This window comes from Polaromonas sp. P3_C2, from assembly GCF_056402675.1.
The window spans coordinates 1-7,421 of sequence record NZ_JBFUGX010000195.1 but is presented as its reverse complement, the minus strand read 5'-3'; the positions used below and the strand labels follow the sequence as shown (position 1 = coordinate 7,421).

Annotated in this window: 8 protein-coding genes and 1 pseudogene; 4 read left to right on the top strand and 5 right to left on the bottom strand. The window is 62.1% G+C overall.

What is annotated here, in order from left to right:
• Positions 1 to 61: 61 nt before the first annotated feature.
• A complete protein-coding gene (locus tag AC1DWI_RS10210; protein WP_477669226.1) occupies positions 62 to 628 on the bottom strand; it encodes a TVP38/TMEM64 family protein in 567 nt (188 codons plus the stop codon).
• A 10-nt stretch (positions 629 to 638) separates the two neighbouring features.
• On the opposite strand from AC1DWI_RS10210, the pseudogene AC1DWI_RS10205 reads away from it, so the two are divergent.
• The 3 genes and pseudogenes from AC1DWI_RS10205 to AC1DWI_RS10195 all read left to right on the top strand — a co-directional run.
• Positions 639 to 1,103 (top strand): annotated as a pseudogene (locus AC1DWI_RS10205) (cytochrome b/b6 domain-containing protein); the annotation flags it as partial.
• 42 nt (positions 1,104 to 1,145) lie between these two features.
• Positions 1,146 to 1,937, top strand: a complete 792-nt coding sequence (locus AC1DWI_RS10200; RefSeq protein ID WP_477669224.1) for a molybdopterin-dependent oxidoreductase — start codon at positions 1,146 to 1,148, stop codon at positions 1,935 to 1,937.
• A gap of 92 nt (positions 1,938 to 2,029) precedes the next feature.
• A complete protein-coding gene (locus AC1DWI_RS10195; RefSeq protein WP_457280520.1) occupies positions 2,030 to 2,338 on the top strand; it encodes a pentapeptide MXKDX repeat protein in 309 nt (102 codons plus the stop codon).
• Between the two features lie 35 nt (positions 2,339 to 2,373).
• On the opposite strand, the gene AC1DWI_RS10190 is transcribed toward AC1DWI_RS10195, so the two are convergent.
• On the bottom strand, positions 2,374 to 2,571 hold the full coding sequence (locus tag AC1DWI_RS10190; protein ID WP_477665830.1) for a hypothetical protein: 198 nt from the start codon (positions 2,569 to 2,571) through the stop codon (positions 2,374 to 2,376).
• A gap of 88 nt (positions 2,572 to 2,659) precedes the next feature.
• Here AC1DWI_RS10190 and AC1DWI_RS10185 point away from each other — a divergent pair, with 88 nt between their 5' ends.
• Entirely contained in the window at positions 2,660 to 2,890 is a 231-nt protein-coding gene (locus tag AC1DWI_RS10185; protein WP_477669223.1) for a hypothetical protein, read from the top strand.
• Between the two features lie 185 nt (positions 2,891 to 3,075).
• On the opposite strand, the gene AC1DWI_RS10180 is transcribed toward AC1DWI_RS10185, so the two are convergent.
• The 3 genes from AC1DWI_RS10180 to AC1DWI_RS10170 form a co-directional block, all read right to left on the bottom strand.
• Positions 3,076 to 4,761, bottom strand: a complete 1,686-nt coding sequence (locus AC1DWI_RS10180) for a ShlB/FhaC/HecB family hemolysin secretion/activation protein (protein WP_477724778.1) — start codon at positions 4,759 to 4,761, stop codon at positions 3,076 to 3,078.
• Between the two features lie 519 nt (positions 4,762 to 5,280).
• Entirely contained in the window at positions 5,281 to 5,562 is a 282-nt protein-coding gene (locus tag AC1DWI_RS10175) for a hypothetical protein (protein ID WP_477693907.1), read from the bottom strand.
• A gap of 114 nt (positions 5,563 to 5,676) precedes the next feature.
• Positions 5,677 to 7,421 (bottom strand): beta strand repeat-containing protein (locus AC1DWI_RS10170; RefSeq protein ID WP_477724777.1); only part of this gene is annotated, 1,745 nt, incomplete at its 5' end.

Below are 7,421 nucleotides of genomic sequence, written 5' to 3'. Positions count from 1 at the left end.
CTCTTGCGGCAGCGATTGCGCTGCCCTTCTTTTCCCGCATGGCAGGCAACGCCGTTTAGGTTCAGTACCCCGGCACCTTCAACACCCGCGCCAGGTAATCAAAAAACACGCAGTACAGCGCAATCGGCAGCGGCAGGCCCAGCAGGGTGCCCACCAGGTAGTCACGAAACTTCACCCCTGACATTGCCAGCGCGTAATTCAGCGCCGGTACGGTCTGCAGCAGCAAGCGCAGCACCACAATGCTCGCCACCGGCCGCGCGTCCAGCTGAGCCAGCATGCGTTGAGCCCACTGACCCTTGATCTGCCGCAAAGCGTCCCCGCCCATCAGGCGAATCAGCCAGAAGGTGAAGGCGCATGAGATCACGGCTGCGAGGTAAGTTGCCAGGCCACCCCACATCTCGCCGAGCGCCAGCACAGCCGCGGCCAGAAAAATCCAGCCGGGGATCTGGATCAGGTTGCCCAGCGCAAACAGCGCGATAAAAATCAGCAAGCCGCTGACTTCGTTGTCCAGGAATTTCTGGTGCAAGAAGGTCAGGCTGAAGTTGTCGCGCAAACCGGAAAGCTGGAACACCGCCAGCAGCAGCCCCAGAAACGCGACCACGGCGATCAGTCTTTTGTAGCGGTGCATCTTGACTCTATTGCCCAAAGACCTCACGCTGGGCGGCTGGCTGGGCGGCGCGCTGCAGTGGCACTTTGCGGCCATGTGGCTGCTGTTCTTTAATGGCCTGCTCTATCTGGCGTTCAACATCGTCACACGCAGGCTCTTTCACAAATTCTTTCCGCTTTCACCCAGGGCGCTGGTCGCCGACCTGCTCGCTGCCCTCAAGGGCAAGCTGGCCCATGCCGACCCCAGCCACTACAACACCGTGCAGCGCCTGGCCTATCTCTTCGTCATGGTGGACAGTGTCCTGCTCGTCGTTTCCGGCCTGGTGCTCTGGAAGTCTGTGCAGTTTCCGCTCCTGCGCGAACTGATGGGCGGCTACGAAGGCGCACGGCTGGTTCACTTTTTCGCCATGGCCGCGCTGGCCGCATTCGTCGCGGTTCACCTGGTGATGGTGGCGCTGGTGCCGCGCACCCTCGTCTATATGGTTCGCGGCCGCTGACCCGCCGAACAGCCCAACCGCCGCAAAGCGCAAGGATTACCCATGATCATCAAGCCCCCTCCCCGTATGGACATCGACAGCGCCGCCGTGYTGGACGAAGCTGTTGCGCGCATTGCCCACACCCGCAAGCTCGGTACGGCACGCCGCAATTTTTTACGCACCTCGCTCACGCTGGGCGGTCTTTCCATGCTGACCGGCTGCATGCTGGACGACAGCGAAAGCGTCAACACCGCTCTCGGCAAGATCTCGCGCATCAACGACGAGGTGCAGGGCTTGCTGTTTGATCCCAACCGCCTGGCGCCGACCTACCCCGAATCCATGATCACCCGGCCTTTCCCCTTTAACGCCTACTACGGCGAGGACGAAATCCGGGAAATCGAAGAAAGCAGCTACCGGCTGGAAGTCACGGGCATGGTGTCCGACAGGCGCAAATGGGCGTTGCCCGAGTTGCGCGCCATGGCACAGGTGGACCAGGTCACCCGCCACATCTGCGTGGAAGGCTGGAGCGCGATCGGCAAATGGGGCGGCGTGCACTTCGGCAGTTTCCTGCGTCATGTGGGCGCCGACCTGAGCGCGAAGTACGTCGGCTTCAAATGCGCCGACGACTACTTCACCAGCATCGACATGCCCACCGCGCTGCACCCGCAAACCCTGCTGGCGCTGACTTACGACGGGCAGCCGCTGCCACCCAAATACGGCTTCCCGATGAAGCTGCGCATGCCCACCAAGCTGGGCTACAAGAACCCCAAACACATCCAGGCGATTTTTGTCACCAACACCTACCCTGGAGGCTACTGGGAAGACCAGGGCTACAACTGGTTCGGAGGTAGCTGAGCGCTGCTCAGAGACCCTGCAACGCGGGCAATCATTTAACGATTGCCTTTTTTCAACAATCCATTCATTCACTACCACTCAAGGACAACACCATGAACAAATTGACTGCAACCCTCCTGTCTGCCTGCATGCTCTTCGCCGGCGGCAGTGCCATGGCGCAAGACGCGATGAAAAAGGACGCCATGGGCAAAGACGCCATGGCCAAAGACGGCATGAAGAAGGATGCGATGAAAAAAGATGCCATGGCCAAGGATCCGATGGCGAAAGATGCCATGGGTAAAGATGCCATGGCGAAGGACGGCATGAAGAAGGACGACAAGATGGCCATGGCCAAAAAAGACAAGATGAAAAAAGACCCCATGGCCAAGGACGCCATGGGCAAGGACGAAATGAAAAAGTAAGGCCGCTGCGCGCCGCGCCGCTTGCGGCCGGCCCGCTATGTCCCATCTGGGGCCGGCACAACCGGCTTGAGCCACAGCGCCGCGGCGTCAGCGGGCGCCATGCGCCGCAGGTTCACGTCCTGCCAGATGACTGCTGCGACCTCTTCAAGCTGGTCAGGCCCGACGGTGTGCCATCGCTGGTGCAGCCTTTCAGCGCAGCGGGCAATCCATTCGGGTGGGGTGTTTGTGTCCATGGGTAAATCATAGTTGAAGACTGTATATATGTACAGTACCATTGTTCTTCAAAGTGATTCCATAGAACAACCCAACCCAGAGACTGACATGCAGCTTCTACATGACCCGCCCACCAGGCCACCCTTCACCCCTGTCACCCTGGCCACGCCAGTCACTCCGGTCATTCCGTTTACCCGGCCACCACAGGGCCGCACCTCTGCCAACTGGCCGTTTTACGTACAAGCCCCTAAGCAGCTCTCAAGCGATGTCAGGGCAAACGCCTTGCGCGTCCTGGAAACCTCGGCGCGCTATTTTTTCAGCGCGTCCAGCGCGCGATAGTTTGCGCCCCTTGTTCCACCGCGTCCCAGATCGCCAGGCCGCGATGCTTTCACACAGCAACTTGCAAGGCGGCGCCACGATGGCGCTATGTTTTTGATAGCTGCTTGCGCCCGTCCTTATTAGCCAAAAACCCGATTTACTTCGGAGATTTGAGAACCGCCGGCAGGCTTCAGATACCAGGCCCGTCAGAACGCCATGGACGCCTGCAGCCACAGCGTGGGCCGCTTGGCCGACGAGGCCGGGATGGAAGTCGGCAGTCCGCCGTCAGTGCGCCAGGCCAGCGAAGAACGCAGCTGCACACCCGCCAGGCTGGCATTCAGGCCAAAGCCCGCGCCGGCCAGCTGGCGGCTGTTGGAGGCCGCCGCGCCGAAAGGGTTGCGGTTGATGGTGACCTTGCCCCAGTCATAGAACACGGTAGCCTGCACATTGGCCATCACGTTGTGGCGCAACTCAACCGTGCCGCGGTAGCCTTCATCGCCGCCAGCCTCACCCTGCGGATAGGCGCRCACCCCGTTGACGCCGCCCAATGAGAACTTCTCGGATGAATCCAGGTTTTTGCTGGCCAGTTGGCCCGTCACTGACACGGCCAGGAAGGTGCTGTCGGTAAAGCGCTGCAAGCGACTGGCGCCATAAGAAACACGGGTGTAGCTGCCATTGGACTGTGCCGAGGCCGCGTCAATGGCCAATGCGGTGGGCGAGTTGATGCGCAGGTTGCCCATCGCTACCGACAGGTCCAGGCCGGTGATGCCCCCGCCGCCCAGGGCATCCTGCAGGTTGCCTGAAAGGCCAAAGGTGGTGACCAGGACTTTCTTGGGTGTGAAGGTAGAGGTCGCGTCTACATAGTCTTTGAGCTGCTTGTCTTCCACCGACACTGTGCCGTTCAGGTTTTTAAGCTGGCTGCGGATGAAGGGGTAAGCGGCAAACAGGCTGGCAGAGGTGGCCGTGCCATGGGCCTGCAGGGTTTCAAACTCCTGGCCCAGCTTGTAGCGGGTGTCGAAGTAGGCGGCGCCTACCTTGAGGCCGTCGCTGCCCACAGGCAACTGGTAGGCCAATCGCGTGAAGCTGAGGTTGCGGCCGCTGGTCAGTGCATTGACGGTGAGCTGGTCACCGATCTTCAGCGGGCTGACGAGGTTGAACGTACCGGCCACGCGGTATTCGCCGGTGTAGCGGCTGCCGTAGTTGTCGACCACGACATTGCCGCTGTAGGGCTTGGCCGGGTTGACCTCAATCAGCAGCTCGGACGTCCCCACGCTGGCGCCGGGCTGCAGCGTGGCGCGCGAGGTGCTGACGCCGGGCGTGTCCTGCAGCAGCAACAGGCCGCGGTCAATCTGGTCGGACTTGATGACGTCGCCGTCCTTGACCTGGCCCAGGTAGGCCTGCGCGCGTTCGTCACTCAGCARCGACTGGTTGTTGATCTTGTGGCTGGAAATGCGCCCTTCAATCACGCTGATGGTGACGGCGCCGTCGGTGATGTCCTGCGCGGGCAAATAAGCGCGGGCCACGGCAAACCCCCGGCTGCGGTAGTAGGCCGTGATGCGGCGGGCGGCGGCATTGAGCTGGCTCAGCGAGCGCTCCGCGCCTATGAGGCCGGCCACCAGGGGCTGAAGTTCGCTGGACGGGATTTCCTGGTTGCCGGTGATGGTGATGGACTTGACGAGCACCCTCGCCTCGCCTTTCTGGCTGGGGTCGGCTGACTCTTCGATGCGCTGCAGCGGAACGCTCTGTGGCGGCGGCAAGGCGGGCGCCTGCTGCAGGTCGCGCAGCACCTGGCCGGCGTCAGGGACTGGGGCAGTCTGCGCCCAGGCGCCGGTATGCAAAGCTACCAACAGGGCYGAAGCCAGCGCGGAAAGGGGTAACGAATTCTGTTTCATTTTTTCGCTCTACTTTTTTAATGCTCATCCAACACAAGCCACTGCTCCTTCATGGCAGCTGACCATCCATACACCCCATCACCCCCCCGGGCCATGGCTTCGATGCCCCGGGCGACATCCTGCAATTGTGTGTACCCGACTCTCATGCAGCCATACTGCGGATGCAGTACGTCCAGCGTGACCGCTCCGGCAATGTCGCAGAGACAGCTCATCCTGTATGTCCCCATTTTTAGGGACATGAAACCAATCGTAACTATATCTGCCGGTTTTGCCTGTAGCACAAATGCGCTATGAGGCCCACCCTAATCCGTCGCCCAACGGCGCCCCAATTGATGTAAGCGCTCAGCCCAACCAGGGATTCCCTGCAGGCTCCGAAATGGCCAGGCCGCGCGTCCAGCTTGCCATCGTTGGGGGACGACTTGGCTTTCGCGGAGTCATTGCTACATTTTTAATAGCTGCTTGCGCCCGCCCATAAATGGCTACAGCCCGACCGAGCTAATGAAGAGCCATGAAAATGGTTTATTCACAAGTGGCACGGCTAACGCTTTTGGGCATCAATAAACCGCAGCTGACGATACTGACCAGCGAGTTCGACAGCCTGGCGTTGCCGCTGTCACCGCTGTTGCCGTTACTGCCGTTGCCATTCCCGCCCGCCTCATCGTCGCGGTTGTCGGGCTCAATGAAGCTGGCGGGGCCGCTGTTGACCGTCTCGCGGCTGGTTTGGTAGACGGTTTGCAGCGCGATCCTGTACTGCACTGTGTCTGGCGTGCCGGGCGTAGTACTGCCTTTACTGGCAGTCACCAAAGGCAAGCCAGTGGCCAGCAAGGTAACCACACCCGTGCAGGCTGCCTGCGCAGAGTCTCACCGCAGGCCCACCAGGGCCTCGCCTACCCCGCCTCCTCCCCAAGCTGCCGCCTATTCGCCTCTGTCCTGGCGGGCTGCCTCTGCGGCGGCATTCAACGCCTTCATGCGCGCGCCATCATCCAGTATGTTGAACGGATCGTCGTCCACCGCGCTCGATATGCTGCCTGTGCCATCTCCATTGGCGCTATCGGCGCCACCCGTGACGCCACCCATGGCATTGCCCGTGCCGGCAATGGCGTTGAGCGCGGTCACATAAGGCCCATCCAGCGCTGCCGTCACGCCGAAAAGGGATGCAGGCAAAGGCGGCGTACCGGTCATCGTCAGCGTGCCGTTGGTATAGACGACGTTGTAACCCAGGGCCGATGCCAGCGTGCCCTGCGTGATGGCATGTGTGGGGCTGGTCGTGGCAGCGCCTGTGGGCGCCGACAGCGCACCGTTCAGCGCAGTTGCCGCGGTGTCGCCCGCCACCAGGCCGCTGTTGACGGTGTAGGTGAGGGCCGGGTCGGCGCCGCCGTATGCCTTGCTCACGTTGTCGCCGCTCACGTTGAGCGTCGGCACAACGCTGTAGACAAAGCGGTTACCGGTGAGAGAGGCCATTGACGCATCGCTGGGCGCATTGGCGGCATAGGTGCGGCCAAAGGCGTTGCCGGTGGAAACCAGGCCGCCCAGGGTGCTGGCAGCCGGATCGGTCGAATACACGAGGAAACGGCCGCCCGCGCCAGGATTGAGCGCGCCAGCCCCGGCGTTGTTCACAAGGTTGCGCCCGGCGGCCAACACCAGGGAATCATTGGCCGCGCTGCCGGAGGTGACGGTGTTGTTCAAAGTGAGGTCGCTGGCCGCCCCTGTGGTGCGCACCAACACCTTGCCGCTGGCAGTCAGCCCTGCTGTGTTGACGGTGCCAATGGCCAGCGCACCGGCCTGCGAGTAGCTGGCGTTGCCTGTGTTGCCGGCCAGCGTGGTCACCGCATTGGCGGCGTTGGTCAGTGCGTGGCTGCCCGTGCCCAGCAGCTCCAGGCCGGTGGCCGTGATGCCCGCGGTTTGTGTGCTGGTACCGGCGGTGCTCAGCGTGAGTTCGCTGGCCGTCAGCGCGCCGTTGATGGCGATGTTGCCACCGGTCGTGATCAGCTTGAACTTGTCCTGCGCATTGCCGAAGGCGTTGTCGACCGTGATGCCGGCCGCGGATGACACGCTGACTGTCTGCGCAGACCCGGCGTTAGTGCTGATGGCGAGATTGCTGGTACTCAGCGCATTGGCGGCAGTGAGGCTGATGTCGCCCGCAGCGCCAGGTTCTGTGGTCGCCAGCGTTTGCAGGCCGGTCACATTGGTGCCCAGCGTGATGCTTTCCCGTGCGGTCGCGTTAAGCGTGGTGCTGGTGATGTTGTTGGCCGCGCCATTGGCGTCAAGGATGGCTCCGAGCGAGGAGCTGAGAGTGACCGAGCTGCCGGACACCGTCTTGACCGCCAGGGCGAAGGCAGCGGTGACGTTCACCGCGCCCGTTGCACTGACGTTTTCCAGGGTGCCGCCGTTGGCCAGGTCCAGGTTGACCTGTGAACCGGCGCCGCTCGCCACCGCAACGACCGGGCCGGTCGTGTAAATGGTGATGGGGCGGGCGGTGCTGGCGCCTATGCTGCCGTTGCCCGCCTCCAGGTAGACCGAGCCACCCGAGAGGGGATTGATGTTGGTCTGGACAGTTTGCGTACTGATGCCGCCCGTGGCCACCATGCTGAAGCCGGCGGTGCCCGCAGTCGTACCCGTGGCGTTGCTCAATAAAGGCATGTAGGAGCCCACCATCAAGA

Excerpts from the sequence above, each read along its gene's own strand:
- AC1DWI_RS10210 (WP_477669226.1), bottom strand. The coding sequence starts at position 628 with ATGCACCGCTACAAAAGACTGATCGCCGTGGTCGCGTTTCTGGGGCTG.
- AC1DWI_RS10195 (WP_457280520.1), top strand. The coding sequence starts at position 2,030 with ATGAACAAATTGACTGCAACCCTCCTGTCTGCCTGCATGCTCTTCGCC.
- AC1DWI_RS10190 (WP_477665830.1), bottom strand. The coding sequence starts at position 2,571 with ATGGACACAAACACCCCACCCGAATGGATTGCCCGCTGCGCTGAAAGG.
- AC1DWI_RS10185 (WP_477669223.1), top strand. The coding sequence starts at position 2,660 with ATGCAGCTTCTACATGACCCGCCCACCAGGCCACCCTTCACCCCTGTC.